Origin of the sequence: Cyanobium sp. Cruz-8D1, from assembly GCF_024345975.1 — a bacterium.
GTDB lineage: Bacteria > Cyanobacteriota > Cyanobacteriia > PCC-6307 > Cyanobiaceae > Cyanobium.
Genome location: NZ_JAGQCD010000010.1, coordinates 14,557 through 31,856, shown reverse-complemented (window position 1 = coordinate 31,856; position 17,300 = coordinate 14,557). Strand labels below are relative to the sequence as shown.

Sequence of the window (17,300 nt, the reverse complement as noted above, 5' to 3'; positions counted from 1 at the left end):
CAGAGCCTGGATCTGCCGTCAGCCCGCCGCGCGGGCTCGGCAATGGGTGCGGACCAGGCTGGCGCCGATCTCCAGCCGCCGCTGGTTGGCGTAGGCCTCCCTCTCCAGGGCCTTCTCCCAGTCGGAGGCGCCGGCATAGAGGGGATCATCAAGATGGACCTGCAGCTCCGGCGGGACCTCCTGGCCCAGGCCGAGGGTTCTGGGAACGGCGCGCAGGCCGCCGGCCGCACAGCTCTGGGCCACGTGGATCGCCTCGTGGTTGAGCACCTGGGCGAAGTCCACCGTTCCCTTCTCCACCACGGCGGGCTTGATCCGCAGGGTGCGGGCGGCGTGATCCCATTCCCCGGCGGCCCCGGTCTTTCTGGGCTCCACCAGCTGCACCTGCACCCCCACCTGCTCCAGCACGCTGAGCATGTCGGCGATCGCCCGGAGTTTCTCGCCGTGGTCGGGGGGGGAGTCGATCAGGGCCTGCAGCTCGTCCACGGACAGCTCGGGTTCGCCGGCCCGACGCCGGTAGAGAAAGCGGGTGCCACCGCCCGCCAGGGGCTCGGCGGTGGGAATCCACTGCCGATCGGCCTCCTGGAGGCTGGCCAGCAGCCCGCCCTCGAGCAGGGCCCGCGGCCGCAGACGTGGATCTGGAGCCGGCTCGAACCGCTCCAGCAGGCGTGTGGTGACCTCAGGGGCCTGCTCGGGCAGGCTGCCGACCTGCTCCAGCAAGGCGGGGAAGGCAGCCCCCCCCAAAACCAGGGCCGCCACCCCCAGGGCCAGGCCCCAGGCGCGCCCGTGGCGGGGCTTCGGCTCCAGCAGGTCGCCGCAGCGCCCGCAACGGGGGATCCCGGTGAAGGGATGCTGCCGCCTCAGGGGCAGGCTACGGCAGGTGGGACAGCGGAAGCGGGCCATCTCAGGGCGAACCGACTCCCAGCATGGACGCAAACGGGTTGCCAAGATCAGCTTTGGTTTGATCCCGCCTTGCGATGCCCCTCCACGCCCTCGTGCGCCAGCTGCAGGCCGCCACCCTCACCGCTGAGGTGAGGGCGCGCTGCGAGCGGCCCGAGCGGCTGCGGCTGAGCGGGGCGGGACGGGCGGCGCGGGCGCTGGTGGCCAGTGCCCTGGCGGGCTGCGATGACGCCCCCCTGCTGGTGATCGTGCCCAGCCTGGAGGAGGCGGGGCGCTGGGCCTCCCTGCTGGAGCTGATGGGCTGGCCCCTGTGTCAGCTCTATCCCACCAGCGAGGGCTCCCCCTACGAGCCCTTCGACCCCACCAGCGAGATCACCTGGGGCCAGTTGCAGGTGCTCGCCGAACTGCTGGGCGACGGGGACGGCGCCCCAGCGGCCAGCGGTGGCCGCTTCGCCGTGGTGGCCACCGAGCGGGCCCTCCAGCCCCACCTTCCGCCGCCACCGCTGCTGGCGGCCCGCTGCCTCACCCTGCGCCGGGGCGACCGCCTCGATCTCGAGCAGCTGGCCCTCAGCCTGGCCGGCCTGGGCTACGAGAAGGTGCCCACGATCGAGCAGGAGGGCACCTGGAGCCGCCGCGGCGACATTGTCGATGTGTTCCCGGTCAGCGCCGAGTTGCCGGTGCGACTGGAGCTCTTTGGTGAAGACCTCGAGAAGCTGCGGGAGTTTGATCCCGCCACCCAGCGTTCCCTCGATGTGATTGAGCGGGTGCGCCTCACCCCCACCAGCTATGCCCCCCTGATCGCCGAGGCCCTGCGGGATCAGATGCCCGAGGGCCTGGAGCGACTGCTGGATCCCGCCGCCCTCGACCAGCTGCTGGAGGGCGGCACGCCGGAGGGGATGCGGCGGCTGATGGGCCTGGCCTGGCAGCAGCCGGCGTCGCTGCTCGACTATTTGCCGGCCGGCACCCTGGTGGCGATCGATGAGCGGCGCCAGTGCCTGGCCCATGGCCAGCAGTGGTTCGACCATGCCGCCGACCACCACGGGGAGGTGGTGAAAGCCACAGGGGACGGCGACGGTGGCGGCGAGCCCCCCCTGCCCCTGCCCGGCCTGCTGCACCGGCCGATCGCGGCGGCCCTGGCGGAGGCGGAGGCCTTCCCGGGCTTCGATCTGGCGGAGCTGCACGAGAGCGACCGCCATCCCAACGATCTCGATCTGGCCAGCCGGCCGCTGCCGGCCCATCCCAACCAGTTCGGCCGCCTGGCTGAGCAGATCAAGGGGCACCTGCGCGACAAGGCCCGGCTCTGGATCGTCTCCGCCCAGCCCTCCCGTGCCGTGGCCTTGCTGGAGGAGCACGAGTGCGTCACCCGTTTCGTGCCCAATGCCCGCGACTTCCCGGCCATCGAGCGGCTGGTGGAGCAGGCCACCCCGGTGGCGCTCAAGCTGCGCGGCACCGCCGAACTGGAGGGGTTCCAGCTGCCGGCCTGGAAGCTGGTGCTGTTCACCGACCGGGAGATCTTCGGCCAGCACAGCCTGGCTGGCGGCGGCTACGTGCGCCGGCGCCGCAAGGCCGCCAGCCGCACGGTGGATCCGGGCAAGATGCTCCCCGGCGACTTCGTCGTGCACCGCAACCACGGCATCGGCCGCTTCCTGAAGCTGGAGAAGCTGGCCATCGGCGGCGAGGCCCGCGATTACCTGGTGGTGCAGTACGCCGATGGCTTGCTGCGGGTGGCCGCCGACCAGCTGGGCAGCCTCGGCCGCTACCGGGCCAGCAGCGACAGCCCGCCGGAGCTCAACCGCATGGGCGGCACGGCCTGGACCAAGGCCAAGGAGCGGGCCCGCAAGGCGGTGGCCAAGGTGGCGATGGATCTGGTCAAGCTCTACGCCGAGCGCCACCAGGCGCCGGGCTTCGCTTTCCCCGCCGATGGCCCCTGGCAGAGCGAACTGGAGGATTCCTTCCCCTACGACCCCACCCCCGACCAGCTCAAGGCGATCGTGGACGTCAAGCGCGACATGGAGCGGGTGCAGCCGATGGACCGGCTGGTCTGCGGGGATGTGGGCTTCGGCAAGACGGAAGTCGCGATCCGGGCGATCTTCAAGGCGGTCACCGCCGGCAAGCAGTGCGCCCTGCTGGCCCCCACCACCGTGCTGGCCCAGCAGCACTGGCGCACCCTGAGTGAGCGCTTCGCCCCCTACCCGCTCAAGGTGGCCCTGCTCAACCGCTTCCGCACCGCCGCCGAGCGCAAGACGATCCTCGAGAGCCTGGCCAGTGGCGCCACCGACGTGGTGGTGGGCACCCACCAGCTGCTGGGCAAGGGCACGGGCTTCCGAGCGCTGGGGCTGCTGGTGGTGGACGAGGAGCAGCGCTTCGGGGTCAATCAGAAGGAAAAGATCAAGGCGCTCAGAAAGGATGTGGACGTGCTCACCTTGAGCGCCACGCCGATCCCGCGCACCCTTTACATGAGCCTGTCGGGGGTGCGGGAGATGAGCCTGATCACCACGCCGCCACCGCTGCGACGCCCGATCAAGACCCACCTGGCCAGCCTGGATGAGGAGGCGGTGCGCAGCGCCATCCGCCAGGAGCTCGACCGCGGCGGCCAGGTGTTCTATGTGGTGCCGCGGGTGGAGGGTATCGAGGAGGTGGCGGGCCAGCTGCGGACGATGCTGCCGGGGTTGCGGCTCCAGGTGGCCCACGGCCAGATGCCGGAGGGGGAGCTGGAGAGCGCCATGGTGGCCTTCAACGCCGGCGAGGCCGACGTGATGCTCTGCACCACGATCATCGAATCGGGCCTCGACATCCCCCGGGTAAACACGATCCTGGTGGAGGACGCCCACAAGTTCGGCCTGGCCCAGCTGTACCAGCTGCGGGGGCGGGTGGGCCGCAGCGGCATCCAGGCCCACGCCTGGCTGTTCTATCCGGGCGATGCCTCCCTGAGTGAGGCGGCCCGCCAGCGCCTGCGGGCGATCCAGGAGTTCGCCCAGCTGGGCTCCGGCTACCAGCTGGCCATGCGCGACATGGAGATCCGCGGCGTCGGCAACCTGCTGGGGGTGGAGCAGAGCGGCCAGATGGAGGCGATCGGCTTCGATCTCTACATGGAGATGCTGCAGGACTGTCTGGCCGAGATCCAGGGGCAGGACATCCCGGCGGTGGACGAGACCCAGATCGACCTGCCGGTGACGGCCTTCATCCCGGCCGACTGGATCACCGAAGCCGACGAGAAGATGGCCGCCTACCGGGCCGCCGCCGAGTGTGGCGGCAAGGCGGCCCTCATTGAGCTGGCCGCCGGCTGGACCGACCGCTACGGACCCATCCCGGCGCCGGTGCAGAGCTTGCTGCAGCTGATGGAACTGAAGCTGTTGGCGCGCCGCTGCGGCTTCTCCCGCATCAAGCCGGAGAAGCCCAACATCGCCCTGGAAACGCCGATGGAGGAACCCGCCTTCCGCCGCCTGCGCCAGGCCCTGCCCCAGCATCTGCATGGCCGGCTGGTGTATCAGGGCGGTGCCGGCAGCACCGCCAAGGTGCTGGCCCGGGGCCTGGGGGCCCTGTCCCCCGCCCAGCAGCTGGAGCAGCTGATGGAGTGGCTCGCCGCCATGGCAGGCCAGATTCCGGACGCCGATGGGCTCACGCCGGAGCAGCGCGAAGCGGAGCAGGCGACGACGAACGCGGCGGTGCTGGTGGTGTGAGGGGGAACGCTGAGGCTTGGGGCCGGGCCCGCTTTTTTCTGGCAGATGGTCTGTCCCCCAAGCCGATGATCGATCTCGCCAGCTAGCGGTCCAAGGGGGAGAAGCGGAACACCACCTTCTTCGAGGAGTTTCGGCCTCGCGTCTATGCCCGGCGGGCCGATTCAGGGCTGGAGCAGGTGGTGGGGCCGATGGCGGCCCTGGTGATCCAGATGGACCACGGCAACGGCTTGCCCTACCTGGCGGAGCTGGCGCTCACCGGTCCCTACCGCGACTAGGAGTGCTGGATCAACGCCACCCACCGCCTCTACCTGCTCAAGGGGGGCGCAGCCTTTCCGCGCCTGATCGTGCTGGAGCCGCTGCTTGACGATTTCGAGGATGAGGTGACGCGCTGGAACGCGATGTATGAGGTGGACAAGCCCAACGCCCGCTACATCGGCGAGATCTTCCAGGTGTCCTCCTGCTCTGAGTTGCGCGCCATCCTCGAACCCCAGAACATCCGCTTTGCCTACCCAGGGGAGACCGCTAACCCTTTCGATGCCTTCAGGCACCTCTGCTTCACGTTTCTTTCCGACTACACCTGCAACCGGGTTGGCGATGTCGACCGGCCCCTCGATGGCCTGGCGCCCCTCACCGACGCCGCCCGCTGCCACCGGGAGCACGGGCTGGAGGGCAAGATCCTGGGCATCGAGCACCTGGCCAACCTGCCCATGTCCACCGAGGATTTCGTGCGCAATTTCGGGCGGCGCACGCACCACATCGCCTACGAGGTGGCCGATGGCGAGCGCAACGGTGAAAAGAACGTGGACGTGGTGGTGCGTACCCTTCGCGACCTGGGCATCCCCTTCCTTGCCGACATGGTGGGGGAAGGCGGCGACGAGCCGAACCTGCGCCAGATCTTCTCGCGCAGCTCCGCCTACTCCCTGCTGATCACCGAGTACGTGGAGCGCTGCCTCGGCTACGACGGTTTCTTCACCCGGGAGAACGTGGCGGCCCTCACCGAGGCCGCGGGCCACGCCGAGCGCTACGAGCACGGCCACGTCTTTGACTGAACCGGCCACGGGAATGAGAAGGAACGTTAAGATGGCGACATCTTTCGTTACGTGGCCCCATGGGTGAGTTGATCGAGGTCGCGGGCGCCACCCAGAATCCCCTGCTGCTGCCGGCCTTCCTGGGGGTCCTCGGCCTTGGTTTCTTCGCCCTCTTCCAGTCCGACGCCGGCAACAACAACGACGACGATGACTCCTCCCCCGGTGGCGGGCTGATGCAGCCCGTCGCCTGAGCCCGGGGGCTCAGCTACCGCCGCCGCTGCCCTGCGACCGTTTCCAGGCTGCCGGCATCAGCACCAGGAACAACAGCCACCAAGCGCCGATCACCACCGAGACCCCAGTGGTGAGCCACCAGAGGTGCAGCACAAGCCAGCTGCCGGCCACGATGGCCACACCCGTGAGCAGGATGCTCCAGGGCTGACACCACCAAGGCTTGAGGTCCCAGACAGAGTCCGGCAAGGCGCCCGGCCCGTCCAGATCAGGGTTTGGCAAGGGCCGCCGGCAAATTGACACTACCGGGCTGGAAGGCCTTCTCAACCACCGTGCTGGCCTGCAACTGTTTACGCAGGGTGGATTCGGCCGCCCGGTACTGGCTGTCCCGGTTGGTGCCGATGTCTTCCAGCTTGAGCCGCTGCACCTCCTGCTCAGTCATCTTCACCGGCACGTCCGGGTTGATGCCGTGTTTGTGGATATCCCGGTTGCGGGGTGTCAGATACTTGGCGATGGTCACGGTCATGCCGGAGCCATCGGAAAGGCCGCGCACCGACTGCACCAGACCCTTGCCGAAGGTCTTCTGACCCACCAGAACGGCGCGGCTGTTGTCCTGCAGGGCGCCGGAGAGGATCTCGCTGGCGCTGGCTGAACCCTCGTTGACCAGCACCACCATCGGCTTGGTCGTCAGGGCCTGGCCGGTGGCCCGCTTGATGTCCTGGATGCCGTCGCGGGTCTTGGTGGAGACGATGATTCCTTCATTGATCCACTGGCGGGCGATTTCGACGCTCGCCACCAGCAGACCACCGGGGTTGCTGCGCAGGTCGAGCACGTAGCCCTGCACCCCCTGGGCCTCCAGGTCCCGCACCGCCGCCCGCATGTCCTTGGTGGCGGTGGCGCTGAACTGCTTGAGGCGGATGTAGCCGATCTTGCTGCCGTCGGGGGCGGTGTTGACCTGGTGGTTGACCGCATGAATCTCGATCAGCTCCCGGGTGAGGGGGGTGTCGAGGTTCTGGCCCTTGCGGCGCAGCACCAGATTGACTGTCGTGCCGGCCTTGCCGCGGATCAGCTTCACCGCATCCTCGGTGCTCATCCCCTTGGTGCTCTTGCCGTCGATCGAGACGATCACATCCTTGGGTTGCACGCCGGCCCGGGAGGCGGGTGAGCCCTCGATCGGCGAGATCACCACCAATTCCTTGGTCTCCTTGTCGACGCTCAACTGGATGCCCACTCCGGAGAGCTCCCCGGAGGTGTCGATCTGCATCTCCTTGAATTCCCGCGGATCCAGGAAGCGGGTGTAGGGATCATCGAGAGTGCCGAGCATGCCGCGGATGCCCTCATAGGCATCCTTGGGGGTGCTGTAGCTCTTGGACAGCAGGCTGCGCCGCAGCTTGCGCCACTGTTCTGGTGTGTACTTGCCCGTGGTGTCCAGGTAGTCGCGGAAGACGATCTGCCAGGCCTGGTCCATCACCTCCTTGGGGCTGTCGCTGATCGACACGGTTCCGGTGGGGGCCAGCACCATCTCCCGGGCCATCACCGCGGTGGCGGCGCAGGCACCGAGACCAACCAGCACCACGACGGTGGCGCGAGCTCTTCCCATGGTGGGGATCCTCAAGAGGGCAGAAATGTAGATCTAACGTAGCGCCGCTGCCGGGGCAGGGCCCCCCGTTCAGGGGTCGACCCAGCGACCGTCCTCCTTGATCAGGGCGATCAGCGCCTCCACCCCCTCGGCCTCCGGCACCCGGCGAATCTCCTCCCGCCCGCGATACAGGGAAATGGTGCCGGGGGTCTTGCCCACATAGCCGTAGTCGGCATCGGCCATCTCGCCGGGGCCGTTGACGATGCAACCCATCACGGCGATATCCAGCCCTGTCAGGTGGGCGGTGGCGTTGCGCACCACATGCAGCACCTCCTCCAGGTTGAACAGGGTGCGGCCGCAGCTGGGGCAAGCCACGTACTCCACCATCGTCTTGCGCAGCCCCATGGCCTGCAGGATCGAATAGCAGACGGGGATCTCCTTCTCCGGTGCCTCGGTGAGCGACACCCTGATCGTGTCGCCCAGGCCCTCGGCCAGCAGGGTGGCGATGCCGGCGGTGCTCTTGATGCGGCCGTAGTCCCCGTCGCCCGCCTCGGTGACCCCCAGGTGCAGGGGGTAGTGGAAACCCTCGGCGTCCATGCGGAACGCCATCATCCGGTAGGCCGCCAGCATCACCGGGGCCCGCGAGGCCTTCATCGACACGACGATGTTGTGAAACGCGAGCCGGTCGCAGAGGCGGATGAACTCCATGGCGCTCTCCACCATCCCCAGGGGGGTGTCGCCGTAGGTGAACAGCATCCGCTCGGCCAGGGAGCCGTGGTTGACGCCGATGCGCAGGGCCTTGTCCTGCTCCTTGAGCAGGCTCACCAGCGGTTCGAGGGTGGTCTGGATGCGCGCCCCGATCGCCGCCACCTCCTCCGGGGTGAACTCCGTGCGGTGGCGATCGGGCTTGTCGAACACGTACAGGCCCGGATTGATGCGCACCTTGTCGACGTGCTGGGCCACCTCCAGGGCGATCTTCATGCCGTTGTGGTGCACGTCCGCCACCAGGGGCACCGGCTGGTAGCTGTCCTCCAGCCGCTGGCGGATCTCCTTCACCGCCTTGGCGTGGGCGAGGCTCGGCACGGTGAGGCGCACGATCTCGCAGCCCGCCTCGTGCAGCCGGCGGATGCCGGCGGTGGCCCCCTCCACATCGAGGGTGTCCTCGTTGATCATCGACTGCACCACCACGGGGTGGTCGCTGCCCACCCACATGGCGCCGACCCGGACGCTGCGGGTGGGCCGGCGACGGATCACCGTCTCGAAGCGGGGATCACGGGCCCAGTCGGCCGGGAGGGGGGCGGTCCCCGGGGCGGTGGTGGTGGGTGTGGCCAGGCTGCCGGTCATCGCGCGTGGGCCGGTGGTGGCCAAAGCCTGTCACAAAGTCGGTGACGGCGGCTGGTCCTGCTCCTGCTCCAGCTGCCGCTGCACCTGCTTGAGGTCCTGCCAGGTGAGCCATTTGGGCGAACCCTGCTCCCGTGAGGGATTGCGAAGCAGATAGGAGGGATGGAACACCGGCATCACCCAGCGGCCCTGCCAGGGGTGCCACTGGCCGCGGAGCCTGGAGATGCCCCCCTTGATACCGAGCACCCCCTCCAGGGCCGTGGCACCGGTGAGCAGCACCACGGCGGGATCCACCTCGGCGATCTGAACGGCGAGCCAGGGGGCGCAGGCCGCCATCTCCTGGGCCGTCGGTTTGCGGTTGTCGGGGGGGCGGCACTTCACCACGTTGCAGACGTAGGCGTCGCGCTCGCTGTCCAGCCCCACGCTGGCCAGCATCTGGTCGAGCAACTGGCCGGCCCGTCCAACGAACGGTCGGCCACTGGCATCCTCCTGGGCCCCGGGGCCTTCGCCGATCACCATCAGCCGTGCCGACGGATCGCCCCGGCTGATCACCACCTGCTGGCGGCCTGCGGCCAGGCCGCAGCGGCGGCAGTCCTGGCAGCTCCGCGGCAGTCCCTCGAGGCCGGGCGCGTCTCCGGCGGCGACGGCCTCACCCAGGAGGGACGGTTGCAGGGGGTCGCCGGGCATCGCGCCATTCTTGGCCATGGCCGCGGGGCGTAGGGCAAGATGGCCGGATTGCCGAATCGCGCCCTCCAGACGCCGCCCACCGCCATGCCGGCCCCGTTGTCGCTCTCCGCCCGGGCGCAGGCGTTGCAGCCATCGCTCACCCTCGCCATCACCGCCAAGGCCCGTGAGCTGCGCGCCGATGGCAAGGACATCTGCAGCCTCAGTGCCGGTGAGCCCGACTTCGACACCCCTGCCTTCATCCGCCAGGCGGCGGCCGAGGCCCTCGAAGCCGGCCACACCCGCTACGGCCCTGTAGCCGGCGAACCGCAGCTGCGCCAGGCGATCGCCGCCAAGCTGAGCCAGGAGAACGCTGTCCCCACCCGGGCCGACCAGGTGTTGGTGACCAACGGCGGCAAGCAGGCCCTGTACAACCTGTTCCAGGTTCTGCTCGATCCCGGCGACGAGGTGCTGCTGCCGGCGCCCTATTGGCTGAGCTACCCGGAAATGGCTCGGCTGGCCGGTGCCAGCGTTCGCTGCCTCAGCACCGATGCCAGCGGCGGCTTTCGTTTCAGCCCTGAGCAACTGGAGGCGGCGATCACACCCGCCAGCCGTCTGCTGGTGCTCAACAGCCCCTCCAACCCCACCGGCATGGTGCTCAGCCGCCTTGAGCTGGAGGCGATCGCCTCCGTGCTGCGCCGCCATCCCGGCCTGGCGGTGGTGTGCGACGAGATCTACGAGATGTTGCTGTCGCCCGGACACGTGCACCACAGCCTGGCGGCGGTGGCCCCCGACCTGGCCGAGCGCATTTTCATCGTTAATGGCTTCGCCAAGGGTTGGGCCATGACGGGCTGGCGCATCGGCTGGCTGGCGGGGGCCCGCCACGTGGTGGCCGTCGCCAGCGCCCTGCAGAGCCAGAGCACCAGCAACGTCTGCACCTTCGCCCAGTACGGCGCCCTGGCCGCCATCAGCGGCTCGCGGGACTGTGTCCAGGAGATGGCGGCCGAGTTCAGTCGGCGGCGCGCCAGGCTCAGCGATGGCCTGATGGCGATTCAGGGCCTGAACCTGCTATCCCCCGAGGGGGCCTTCTACGCCTTCCCTGATGTGAGCGCCTGGGGCCTTGATTCGATGAGCCTCTGCGGCCGGCTGCTGGAGGAGGTGGGCCTGGCAGTGGTGCCCGGGGCCGCCTTCGGCGACGACCGCTGCATCCGGCTCTCCTGTGCCGCGTCCCCTGCCACGATCGACGATGGTCTGGAGCGGCTGCGGCGCTTCGGCGAGAGCCTCTGAGCGCCCCGCTGGATGTTCGCTCCATGACGGGCCCATCGCTGCAGGTCCCCAGGAAGCTGGTGGTTCTGGGTGACAGCGGGGTGTATGGCTGGGGTGATCCGGAGCAGGGGGGCTGGTGCGAGCGTCTGCGCCGCCATTGGATGGACCTGCCCCAGGGGCCTGTCCTCTACGGCCTGGGGGTGCGCGGCGACGGCCTGGAGCGGTTGGCCGCCCGCGCCGAGGTGGAAGTGAGCCACCGGGGCGAGCTGCGCCGCCAGCGCCCCCAGGGGATCCTGCTGTCGATCGGCCTCAACGACACGGCCCGGGTGGGGCGACCCGACGGCCGCTTCCAGCTGGCGCCTGAAGCCTTCCTGTTCGGCCTGCAGCAGTTGTTGCCCCGGTTGCAGGCGATCGCGCCGGTGTTCGTGCTGGGCCTCACACCGGTGGACGAGGCCGTGATGCCCTTCGCCGAGATGCTCTGGTACGACCTGGCCAGCGTGCGGCTCTACGAAGGCCTGCTGGAGGAAGCCTGCATGGAGGCGGATGTGCCGTTCCTGCCCCTGCTCGATGGCCTGCTGGCCGACCCTCACTGGTTGCAATGGTTGTGCAGCGACGGCCTGCATCTCAATGGCGACGGCCACGGCCAGCTCTACCGACGTCTGCGCGCCTGGGGCGCTCTGTTGCACTGGGCCGAGCTGGATCCCCACAGCAGCGTGACAGCGGCGTCGTGATCGCGGCGCAGTGATCCCTGCGCACTGATCCTGGTTCGCTGCACCTAGTTGGCTCTGATGGCATCACCCGATCGGAGGAAGGGAACTCCCCCCATCCGGTGAACCCGTGCCGCCTGCCTGCCGCGACTCTGAAGAAACCGACCCTGTTGGAACCACTGCCATGGATCGACCTCCGCCACTCCCTCCTCCGGCCCCTGCGCTGCTGGCGAGCCGCCGGGCGCCGCAGCCGGATCTCTGCCTGGGCTGCCGCGAGATCCCCGAGGCGATCGTGGATCGCCGCACCCGCAACCGTCGCCGGCTCAAGGCCTTCGCTGCCGCCACCGATCCCCTCAGTCGGCTGCGCTGGCGCAATCTTCTCGTGGAGGACAACCTGCCGCTGGTGTACGCCATCGCCGGACGCCAGAGCAGCGAAGCCGGCCTGGCTTTCGAGGACCTGGCCCAGGTGGGCAGCCTCGGCCTGATCCGGGCGGTCGAGGCCTTCGACCCCAATCGCAACGTCAGCCTCAGCAGCTTCGCGGTGCCATACGTGCAGGGGGCGATGCGGCGGGAGCGGCGGGATCGCCAGGCATTGGTACGTCCGCCCCGACCCCTGTGGGATCTGCACCAGCAGGTGCTCAGTCTCCAGGAGGCTCGCCGCCGCCAGGGGCTGGATCCCTTGCCTACGGCCGCCCTCTCCGATCGGCTGGCCTGCGAACCGGAGAGGCTCGAGGAAGCCCTGCAGCTCCGCAGTGCCGGCAGGGTGCGCAGTCTGGATGCCCCCCTTGGCCAGGGTGGGGGCGAGGTCGACGCGGCCGGCTGCCTGCTGGACCTGTTGGCCTCCCCCGCGGCTCCCGGTGGGGAGGAAGAGCCGCTGGGCACCAGCGAAGCCCGCAGCGCCGAGCGACAATGGTTGCGCCAGCAGCTGGCGGATCTCGACCCCCGGGAACGGGAGCTGCTGGTGGGCCGGATCGATGTGGGTTGCACCTGGGTGGAGCTGGGCCGGCAGCTTGGGATCCCTGCCCGCCAGGCCCAGCGCCGCTGCGATGCCGCCCTCGATCGCCTGCGCCGTGCCGCCCTCGCCTGGCGGGAGCAGGGACTCAGCCCGCCCCAGGCGCCAGCCAGTGCACCAGGCCCATGGCCAGCAGGGCCGCCAGCAGCGTCTGCAGCCCGTTGACCACCTCGTTGCTGAGCCAGCCCCAGCGTTGCTGCAGGCTGGCTCCCACGACGCTCTCCGCCAGGGTGGCCACCAGCCCGACGCCGCTGACCAGAAGCGCCAGGGGCCAGCCACGGATCAGGCCAAGGGCCAGCAGGGTCAGGGTCATCAGGACGCTGCCCGCCAGGCTGGCGGCGGTGCCCTCCAGGCTGATGGCCCCCTCGGTGCCGGGCGGCACCGGCCGCAGGCTGGTGATCAGCACGGTGTGGCGGCCCCAGCGTTTGCCGATCTCGCTGCCAAAGGTGTCAGCGAGCTTGGCGGCGAAGCTGGCGGCAAAGCCGGCCAGCAGCAGGGGCAACGCGGCCGCTGGCGCCCGGCAGGCCAGCAGGGCCAGCAGGGTTCCCACCAGGGCCGAGCCCCAGACGTTCTCCGGGCCGCGCCTGCCGTCGCGGGCCTCCGCCAGGCCCAGCTCCCGCTTGCGGCGGAAGCCCAGCTTGGTCACCAGGCTGCCCAGGGCCAGATAGGCCACCACCGCCAGCCAGCCACGCCAGCCGAGGCTTCCCCACAGCAGGGTGCCAAGCACGCCGGCGTGCACCCAGCCTGCCCGGGTCAGCAGGGGCAGGCGCTGGGCGACGGCGATCAGCAGAGCGTTGATCGCCAGGGCCGCCAGCCAGTGCAGAGGGTCCTGGGGCGGCAACGACACCATGGCGGGGACCCGAATGTGTTGCACAGATCTAAGCGACTCGCTCCCGGGTGCCGGCCTCGGCGGATAATCCCTGCATCCGGTGGTGCTGCGAATGGTCTTCAAACGACCCAAGTTCTTCCTCGATCTGGGTGGCGGCGAAGGCAACGCCCCCCCGGTGGTGGTGGCACCTCCCAAGGCCGAGCCCAAGCCCGAAGCGACGTCCGCTCCCCAGACCGCTGCGTCCACCGCCGCGCCCACCGCCATGGCTGCGGTCGCCGAGGGAACCCCCCAGCCCGTTCCCGGCTTCACCACGGCGGAAGCGATTGCCGCCGAGCTGGCTGCTGCCGAGGCGCTTCGGCCGGCCCCGTCGCTGGCCACCTTCGCCCCCGACTGCGTCACAGCGGGCGGGGCTACGCCGATGAAGCGCCGCACCCCCGGGGCCAATCTGGGTGTGTTCAAGGAGATGGCGGCCGGCATGATGCGCTCCTGAGCGCGCGCCAGTCAGCCAGCAAGGCCAAGCCGCCCACCGCGGCGGTGGCCGTGCGCAGGATCGATCCCCCCAGGCTCACGGGGTGCCAGCCTGCTGATTCAGCCCGTTCCTCTTCCTCGGGGCTCCAGCCCCCTTCCGGACCGATCGCCAGCCGGATGCCGGCGGCGAGATCGCGGTCGCTTGACCCCTCGGCCAGTTGCCGCAGGCGCTGACTGCAGAGCGGTAGGCCGTCCCGGCGGGTCGTCGCCAGCAGGGAGATCCCAGGGGCCGGCCGCGCCAGCCAGGCCCTGGTCTCACAGGGGGATTCCAGCTGCGGATGCCACAGCCGTTCGCACTGCTCGGTGGCCTCCCGCACGATCCCCCGCCAGCGGTCCAGGGGGCAGCGCTCACCAGGGGCGCTGCGCTGGGCCAGCAGGGGCTGGAGCTGGTTGGCGCCCAGTTCGGTGGCCATGCGCCAGACCAGATCCGCCTCCCGCTTGGGCACGGCCATCGCCAGCACCAGGGGCGGAGTGACGGCCGGCTCCCGCAGCAGGGGCGCCTCTGGCGGCTGCTCCAGCCGCAGCCGCCGCTCCGGTTCGAGCACCGCCGTCCAGAGCTGGCCGACGCCGTCAACCAGCGCCAGCCGATCGCCCGGGTGATAGCGCAGCACCCGTTCCAGGTAATGGCCTTCCTGGGGCTCCAGGTCCAGCCAAGGCAGCTCCTGCCGATCGCCCGCCAGGGCGGCGATTCGCTCCTGGGCGATCAGCAGCCGCCGTAACTCCCGCCCCATCAGTCCCTGGAGAAGGGGCTGTCGGGTTCCTCCTCGATCGGCCAGTCCTCGTTCAGCCCGCCGATCACCAGCTCGGTGATCTCCAGCACGTCATTGTCGAGCTGACGCAGGGCGTTGATCAGCACATCGAGGGCCAGGGCATCGCTGGTGCCCAGGTCGACCCAGCAGCGCGCCCAGTCGTCCTGGTATTCCATCGGCCCCATGTTGTGCATCAGGGCCGGCAGACTGCGCTCGGCGGCCTCGGTGTCGTAAGGGAGCCAACCGAGATCCACACCCCCTTCATGGGTCTGCAGGTTCTCGGCGTTGAAGGCGCCCAGCTTGCCCAGGAAGAACCAGCTGTCGAGGGCCGTTTCCACGTAGCCCCGCTCGGCGCCACCGGGCTGGTCGGAGAAGTGCAGCCAGATCCAGCAGTTGAACGGATCCACCTCGCGAAATCGGACATCCATGGGGAAAGGGGCGAACGGCGCGCACGTCCTCCCATCCAACACGCTCCCCCGCCGCAGGGCCGGGCGGCATGCTGGTGCCATGCTCGATGTCATCGGTCTGCGGTACCACCCCGCCACGGCGCCGGCGCCGGTGCTGGCGGACGTGTCGCTGCAGCTGACGGTGGGATCTCCGGCCCTGGTGGCCGGCCGCAGCGGTAGCGGCAAGACGACGTTGCTGGAGGTGATCTGCGGCTTGGCCGACGCCGACGCCGGTCGCTTCCTCTGGCAGGGCGAGGTCCTCAGCAGCCGTCAGCGGCGCTGGCTGTGCGGGCTGGTGTTCCAGTTCCCGGAACGCCATTTCCTCGGCCTGACGGTGGGTCAGGAATTGAAGCTGGGCCAGCGCCGCCTCACCGCCGAGAAGGCCGAGGCTGTCCTGGAGCAGGTGGGCCTCGGCAGGCTCTCCCTGCAGCAGGCGCCGGAACGCCTCAGCGGCGGCCAGCAGCGCCGCCTGGCCCTGGCGGTCCAGCTGGTGCGTGAGGCCAGGGTGTTGTTGCTGGATGAACCCACCGCCGGCCTCGACTGGACCGTGCGGGAAGAGGTGCTCCAGTTGCTGGGGGATCTGGCCAAAGAACGGGCCCTGCTGGTGGTCACCCACGAACCCGAACTGTTCCGGGGCGTCATCGAGCGAGGTTGGCGTCTGGAGCAGGGAACCCTGAGGCCCCTGGAGGCGCTGCAGTCCGGCTCCTTACGATGACGACCGGATCACAGGGAACGGCTTGATGGGGGATCGCTTGCTGAGGGCCACCGGTGCCGGTGGTGGCATTCGCATGGTGGCGGTCACCACCACGTCCGCCAGCCGCCAGGCCAGCCAACGCCATGGTCTCTCCTTCCTCACAACGGCCCTGCTGGGCAGGGCCATGAGCGCGGGCCTGCTGCTGGCCAGCTCGATGAAGGTGGCCCATGGTCGGGTCAACCTGCGCATTCAGTCCGATGGTCCCCTGCGCGGTCTGATGGTGGATGCGGGCCGGGATGGCACGGTGCGCGGCTACGTGGGCCGGCCCGAGCTGGAGCTGGATCTGCTGAGCGATGCGGCCGGGGGCCACCAGTTCGACTTCCGCCGCGCCACCGGCACCGGTTACCTGCACGTGGTGCGGGACCGGGGCCAGGGGGAACCCTTCAGCAGCACCGTGGAGCTGGTGAGCGGCGGCATCGGCGAGGACGTGGCCTCCTACCTGCTCCACTCCGAGCAGACCCCTTCGGCCCTGTTCGTCGGCGAGACGATCGACAGCACCGGCGTCCGTTGCGCCGGGGGTGTGCTGGTGCAGGTGCTGCCGAAAGCGGCGCGGGAACCGGCCCTGGTGGCCCTGTTGGAGGAGCGCTGCCGGGAAATCAGTGGCTTCAGCGAGCGGCTCGCCGCCAATGCCGACCAGCTCCATGCCCTGTTCGAGGACATCTTTCCGGACCTCGATCCCCAGCCCCTCGAGGCAGGTTCGATCGAGCAGACCGTCCAGTTCCACTGTCCCTGCAGCCGCCACCGCAGCGTCAGCGCCCTGAAGCTGCTGGGCCGCGATGAACTCACCGACATGCTCCATCAGGACGGCCAAGCGGAGCTGACCTGCCATTTCTGCAATGCGGTGTACCGGGTGGAGGCCGCCGAGTTGCAGGAACTGATCGATGAGCTGGCCCCTGTGAGTTAGGCGATCAGCAGGGCGCCGAGCAGCAGCAGCAGGATGGCCGGGATGCTCTGCAGCTGCAGGCTGGTCACCGGCAGGGATTGGCTGAGGCTGGGGCCGAATCCGCTCGCCAGCAGACCGCCCAGGATCAGACCCAGGCAAAGCAGGGCGAAGGACCAGCCCACCGCTGCCAGGAACTTGCCACGGCGCCGCTGCAGGTTGAGCAGGGTGACCCCGGTGGCCAGCGCCGTCAGCAGTTCGGGGGCGGCTCCGGGCATCAGCACGAGCAACACCAGCAGCACCCCATCGGCCGCCAGGGGAAACCAGAGTTCCCGGCCGGTGGCCAACTGCAGCTGGGGCAGGGAGAAGCTGGGACGGGGAAGCCGGGATGGGGGGAGCTGGGGCAGGCTCGGCAGGGCGGACAGGGCCGGACGGCTCGGTGGCGGTGAGGCCTGTTCCCTCTGGGAGGCGGAGCGGGCGGCGCTGCTGACCCGGCCCTGCTGGCGTTCCTTCAAGCGATCCATCAACACCGCGTCGTAGGCGGCCTCGATGCGAGAGCGAACCATGGGGTCGTCACCGGCCTCATCCAGCCGCGCCAGCTTGGCCTCCTGGACAGTGTCGAAGGAAGCATCAGGAGCAACGCCGAGCCGCTCATACGGATCGGAGGCGTCAGGGGACGGCTGGGCCAGGTCAGATCCTTGGTTCATACCACC

At 69.6% G+C, this 17,300-nt stretch carries 18 protein-coding genes; 9 read left to right on the top strand and 9 right to left on the bottom strand.

Features of this window, described 5'->3' with window-relative positions; all coding sequences use genetic code 11:
- Positions 1 to 18 precede the first annotated feature (18 nt).
- The gene (locus KBZ33_RS08270) at positions 19 to 900 is read right to left on the bottom strand and encodes a hypothetical protein (RefSeq protein WP_254952220.1); all 882 of its coding nucleotides are present in this window, start codon (positions 898 to 900) and stop codon (positions 19 to 21) included.
- A gap of 74 nt (positions 901 to 974) precedes the next feature.
- Between KBZ33_RS08270 and mfd the strand changes: the two genes are divergently transcribed.
- The 3 genes from mfd to KBZ33_RS08255 all read left to right on the top strand — a co-directional run bounded on the left by mfd (position 975) and on the right by KBZ33_RS08255 (position 5,856).
- Positions 975 to 4,577 (top strand): transcription-repair coupling factor, encoded by a 3,603-nt coding sequence (gene mfd / locus KBZ33_RS08265; RefSeq protein WP_254952222.1) that lies wholly within the window; start codon positions 975 to 977, stop codon positions 4,575 to 4,577.
- A gap of 344 nt (positions 4,578 to 4,921) precedes the next feature.
- Positions 4,922 to 5,626, top strand: coding sequence for a hypothetical protein (locus tag KBZ33_RS08260; protein WP_254952224.1), 705 nt, complete (start codon positions 4,922 to 4,924; stop codon positions 5,624 to 5,626).
- A 59-nt stretch (positions 5,627 to 5,685) separates the two neighbouring features.
- Positions 5,686 to 5,856, top strand: a complete 171-nt coding sequence (locus KBZ33_RS08255; RefSeq protein ID WP_254952226.1) for a hypothetical protein — start codon at positions 5,686 to 5,688, stop codon at positions 5,854 to 5,856.
- Between the two features lie 10 nt (positions 5,857 to 5,866).
- On the opposite strand, the gene KBZ33_RS08250 is transcribed toward KBZ33_RS08255, so the two are convergent.
- From KBZ33_RS08250 to KBZ33_RS08235, 4 genes are all read right to left on the bottom strand, one after another.
- A complete protein-coding gene (locus tag KBZ33_RS08250) occupies positions 5,867 to 6,082 on the bottom strand; it encodes a DUF6737 family protein (RefSeq protein WP_254952228.1) in 216 nt (71 codons plus the stop codon).
- Positions 6,083 to 6,101: 19 nt separating this feature from the next.
- Positions 6,102 to 7,433, bottom strand: a complete 1,332-nt coding sequence (locus KBZ33_RS08245) for a S41 family peptidase (protein WP_254952230.1) — start codon at positions 7,431 to 7,433, stop codon at positions 6,102 to 6,104.
- A 69-nt stretch (positions 7,434 to 7,502) separates the two neighbouring features.
- Positions 7,503 to 8,756 carry a (E)-4-hydroxy-3-methylbut-2-enyl-diphosphate synthase gene (ispG, locus tag KBZ33_RS08240; RefSeq protein ID WP_254952232.1) on the bottom strand — a complete coding sequence of 418 codons (1,254 nt, stop codon included), beginning with the start codon at positions 8,754 to 8,756 and terminating at the stop codon, positions 7,503 to 7,505.
- A gap of 30 nt (positions 8,757 to 8,786) precedes the next feature.
- Complete coding sequence (locus KBZ33_RS08235) at positions 8,787 to 9,458, bottom strand: uracil-DNA glycosylase family protein (RefSeq protein ID WP_254952234.1); 672 nt, start codon at positions 9,456 to 9,458, stop codon at positions 8,787 to 8,789.
- 66 nt (positions 9,459 to 9,524) lie between these two features.
- Here KBZ33_RS08235 and KBZ33_RS08230 point away from each other — a divergent pair, with 66 nt between their 5' ends.
- From KBZ33_RS08230 to KBZ33_RS08220, 3 genes are all read left to right on the top strand, one after another.
- The gene (locus KBZ33_RS08230) at positions 9,525 to 10,703 is read left to right on the top strand and encodes a pyridoxal phosphate-dependent aminotransferase (protein WP_254952236.1); all 1,179 of its coding nucleotides are present in this window, start codon (positions 9,525 to 9,527) and stop codon (positions 10,701 to 10,703) included.
- 23 nt (positions 10,704 to 10,726) lie between these two features.
- Positions 10,727 to 11,413, top strand: a complete 687-nt coding sequence (locus tag KBZ33_RS08225; RefSeq protein WP_254952238.1) for a GDSL-type esterase/lipase family protein — start codon at positions 10,727 to 10,729, stop codon at positions 11,411 to 11,413.
- Positions 11,414 to 11,573: 160 nt separating this feature from the next.
- Positions 11,574 to 12,566: a sigma-70 family RNA polymerase sigma factor gene (locus tag KBZ33_RS08220; RefSeq protein WP_254952240.1), complete on the top strand. Its 993-nt coding sequence runs from the start codon at positions 11,574 to 11,576 to the stop codon at positions 12,564 to 12,566.
- On the opposite strand, the gene KBZ33_RS08215 is transcribed toward KBZ33_RS08220, so the two are convergent.
- Positions 12,490 to 13,251, bottom strand: a complete 762-nt coding sequence (locus tag KBZ33_RS08215; protein ID WP_254952242.1) for a TIGR00297 family protein — start codon at positions 13,249 to 13,251, stop codon at positions 12,490 to 12,492. The genes KBZ33_RS08220 and KBZ33_RS08215 overlap by 77 nt on opposite strands.
- Positions 13,252 to 13,342: 91 nt before the next feature.
- On the opposite strand from KBZ33_RS08215, the gene KBZ33_RS08210 reads away from it, so the two are divergent.
- On the top strand, positions 13,343 to 13,720 hold the full coding sequence (locus tag KBZ33_RS08210) for a hypothetical protein (protein ID WP_254952244.1): 378 nt from the start codon (positions 13,343 to 13,345) through the stop codon (positions 13,718 to 13,720).
- Here KBZ33_RS08210 and KBZ33_RS08205 read toward each other — a convergent pair.
- Both KBZ33_RS08205 and KBZ33_RS08200 read right to left on the bottom strand, forming a co-directional pair.
- Complete coding sequence (locus tag KBZ33_RS08205) at positions 13,686 to 14,489, bottom strand: 16S rRNA (uracil(1498)-N(3))-methyltransferase (protein ID WP_254952245.1); 804 nt, start codon at positions 14,487 to 14,489, stop codon at positions 13,686 to 13,688. The two genes, KBZ33_RS08210 and KBZ33_RS08205, sit on opposite strands and share 35 nt — an antisense overlap.
- Positions 14,489 to 14,935 (bottom strand): DUF3531 family protein, encoded by a 447-nt coding sequence (locus KBZ33_RS08200; protein WP_254952246.1) that lies wholly within the window; start codon positions 14,933 to 14,935, stop codon positions 14,489 to 14,491. Before KBZ33_RS08200 ends, KBZ33_RS08205 begins: the two co-directional genes overlap by 1 nt.
- A 79-nt stretch (positions 14,936 to 15,014) precedes the next feature.
- Between KBZ33_RS08200 and KBZ33_RS08195 the strand changes: the two genes are divergently transcribed.
- Positions 15,015 to 15,668 (top strand): ABC transporter ATP-binding protein, encoded by a 654-nt coding sequence (locus KBZ33_RS08195; RefSeq protein ID WP_254952247.1) that lies wholly within the window; start codon positions 15,015 to 15,017, stop codon positions 15,666 to 15,668.
- Positions 15,669 to 15,693: 25 nt separating this feature from the next.
- Positions 15,694 to 16,611 carry an Hsp33 family molecular chaperone HslO gene (gene hslO, locus KBZ33_RS08190; protein WP_254952249.1) on the top strand — a complete coding sequence of 306 codons (918 nt, stop codon included), beginning with the start codon at positions 15,694 to 15,696 and terminating at the stop codon, positions 16,609 to 16,611.
- Here the strand turns inward: hslO and KBZ33_RS08185 are convergent.
- Positions 16,608 to 17,294: a CPP1-like family protein gene (locus tag KBZ33_RS08185; RefSeq protein WP_254952251.1), complete on the bottom strand. Its 687-nt coding sequence runs from the start codon at positions 17,292 to 17,294 to the stop codon at positions 16,608 to 16,610. The genes hslO and KBZ33_RS08185 overlap by 4 nt on opposite strands.
- Positions 17,295 to 17,300: the final 6 nt, after the last annotated feature.

What these genes read in the sequence shown, in the direction of transcription:
- KBZ33_RS08270 (WP_254952220.1), bottom strand. Translation starts at nt 900, where the DNA reads ATGGCCCGCTTCCGCTGTCCCACCTGCCGTAGCCTGCCCCTGAGGCGG.
- mfd (WP_254952222.1), top strand. Translation starts at nt 975, where the DNA reads ATGCCCCTCCACGCCCTCGTGCGCCAGCTGCAGGCCGCCACCCTCACC.
- KBZ33_RS08255 (WP_254952226.1), top strand. Translation starts at nt 5,686, where the DNA reads ATGGGTGAGTTGATCGAGGTCGCGGGCGCCACCCAGAATCCCCTGCTG.
- KBZ33_RS08245 (WP_254952230.1), bottom strand. Translation starts at nt 7,433, where the DNA reads ATGGGAAGAGCTCGCGCCACCGTCGTGGTGCTGGTTGGTCTCGGTGCC.
- ispG (WP_254952232.1), bottom strand. Translation starts at nt 8,756, where the DNA reads ATGACCGGCAGCCTGGCCACACCCACCACCACCGCCCCGGGGACCGCC.
- KBZ33_RS08235 (WP_254952234.1), bottom strand. Translation starts at nt 9,458, where the DNA reads ATGGCCAAGAATGGCGCGATGCCCGGCGACCCCCTGCAACCGTCCCTC.
- KBZ33_RS08230 (WP_254952236.1), top strand. Translation starts at nt 9,525, where the DNA reads ATGCCGGCCCCGTTGTCGCTCTCCGCCCGGGCGCAGGCGTTGCAGCCA.
- KBZ33_RS08225 (WP_254952238.1), top strand. Translation starts at nt 10,727, where the DNA reads ATGACGGGCCCATCGCTGCAGGTCCCCAGGAAGCTGGTGGTTCTGGGT.
- KBZ33_RS08220 (WP_254952240.1), top strand. Translation starts at nt 11,574, where the DNA reads ATGGATCGACCTCCGCCACTCCCTCCTCCGGCCCCTGCGCTGCTGGCG.
- KBZ33_RS08215 (WP_254952242.1), bottom strand. Translation starts at nt 13,251, where the DNA reads ATGGTGTCGTTGCCGCCCCAGGACCCTCTGCACTGGCTGGCGGCCCTG.
- KBZ33_RS08210 (WP_254952244.1), top strand. Translation starts at nt 13,343, where the DNA reads ATGGTCTTCAAACGACCCAAGTTCTTCCTCGATCTGGGTGGCGGCGAA.
- KBZ33_RS08205 (WP_254952245.1), bottom strand. Translation starts at nt 14,489, where the DNA reads ATGGGGCGGGAGTTACGGCGGCTGCTGATCGCCCAGGAGCGAATCGCC.
- KBZ33_RS08200 (WP_254952246.1), bottom strand. Translation starts at nt 14,935, where the DNA reads ATGGATGTCCGATTTCGCGAGGTGGATCCGTTCAACTGCTGGATCTGG.
- KBZ33_RS08195 (WP_254952247.1), top strand. Translation starts at nt 15,015, where the DNA reads ATGCTCGATGTCATCGGTCTGCGGTACCACCCCGCCACGGCGCCGGCG.
- hslO (WP_254952249.1), top strand. Translation starts at nt 15,694, where the DNA reads ATGGGGGATCGCTTGCTGAGGGCCACCGGTGCCGGTGGTGGCATTCGC.
- KBZ33_RS08185 (WP_254952251.1), bottom strand. Translation starts at nt 17,294, where the DNA reads ATGAACCAAGGATCTGACCTGGCCCAGCCGTCCCCTGACGCCTCCGAT.